At 49.0% G+C, this 1,194-nt stretch carries 2 protein-coding genes; both read left to right on the top strand.

Annotated features, from left to right (window positions below; all coding sequences use genetic code 11):
• Positions 1-263 (top strand): VOC family protein (locus tag HMPREF2554_RS09465; protein WP_210396049.1); only part of this gene is annotated, 263 nt, incomplete at its 5' end.
• 235 nt (positions 264-498) lie between these two features.
• Positions 499-1,032 carry a GNAT family N-acetyltransferase gene (locus HMPREF2554_RS09460; protein ID WP_070554983.1) on the top strand — a complete coding sequence of 178 codons (534 nt, stop codon included), beginning with the start codon at positions 499-501 and terminating at the stop codon, positions 1,030-1,032.
• The last annotated feature ends 162 nt before the right edge of the window (positions 1,033-1,194 follow it).

Here is a 1,194-nt window from a genome sequence, read left to right as displayed (position 1 = left end):
CAGCCACGGACTCTGGGACCTTCCACGATTTCACCTTCACGCCCGGAGTCTCCATGATCGTCTCCTGTCGCGACCAGGAAGAGATCGACCGCTACTGGGCGGGGCTCTCTGCTGTGCCCGAGGCCGAGCGCTGCGGCTGGTGCGTCGACCGGTGGGGTGTCTCGTGGCAGGTCGTCCCCTACAATATCGCCGAGCTCATGGCCGACGCCGCCACACGCGATAAGATCCTGCACATGGGCAAGATCGACTTGACCAAGCTATAGGGTACTGACGTCATCTGACCCTACTATGAGGACTCCTCAGTAAATAGTAAAAGGAATTTCCACCATGAAACCCCTTGGCGTAATCGGTGGTATAAGTTCCGAAAGTAATTCCCTGTACTATCAAATTATTACGGTTGATTCCTCCTATGTTTTATTATGTGAGCTCAGTGTTGAAGATGAGGTTCATACGTTCTCGAAACACAAAATATGAGTTGAAAATAAGTTAGGAAAAAACATGAACTGTGTTGTTCGTTGGGCAGATATAAAGCACGAATGGGAACCATTTGAGAATGTTTTCTGCGGCAGTGATTGGCCATTCCATCTTGAACATAACGTGTCGCATGAGAGCCTCATACGCCGGTTTGAAGAGCAGGAATTCTCGGAACCTAATAACCGTGTTGCCTTCATTCACAACGATGGAGAGCACGTCGGTATTGCCGTAGTGCACGGACTGCAAGATGCCACAGCAGAAATAGATATACGTATAGTAGCGAAATATAGAAATCAAGGGATCGGGAGTATTGCACTCATTAAGCTAACTGACCTTATTTTTGAATCCAAAAGCTCCATTATCCGCGTTGAAGGCAATACACGAAGCGACAATATTGCTATGCGTCGTGCTTTTAACTCTGCAGGCTGGGTTCACGAGGCGCATTATCGAGAAGCTGGAGTTACCGCACAGGGTATCAGGCGCGATGTCATGGGATATGCGGTGATCCGTAGTGACTGGGAAAGCGGAGAGAGGACAATTGCGAGTCTGTGTGAGTAATACGCGCAAGTAAAGAAAACTAGGTATGGTATGTCAGGATATAACCGACTTTGCGGCTGTCAGTTTCCGGTAGCAGATAAGTAGTATCGCGCGACAAAAAACTAAGGAGCCCGCCCCGAACGTACTCCCATTCTTTTGGTAAAGGCCCCACGCTGACACAAC

The organism is Rothia sp. HMSC071F11, from assembly GCF_001809115.1.
Classification (GTDB): domain Bacteria; phylum Actinomycetota; class Actinomycetes; order Actinomycetales; family Micrococcaceae; genus Rothia; species Rothia dentocariosa.
Note: the sequence above shows the minus strand (reverse complement) of the source record. Positions and strands in the feature narration are given on the sequence as shown.

Coding starts and splice junctions, on each gene's coding strand:
- HMPREF2554_RS09460 (WP_070554983.1), top strand. CDS start 499: ATGAACTGTGTTGTTCGTTGGGCAGATATAAAGCACGAATGGGAACCA.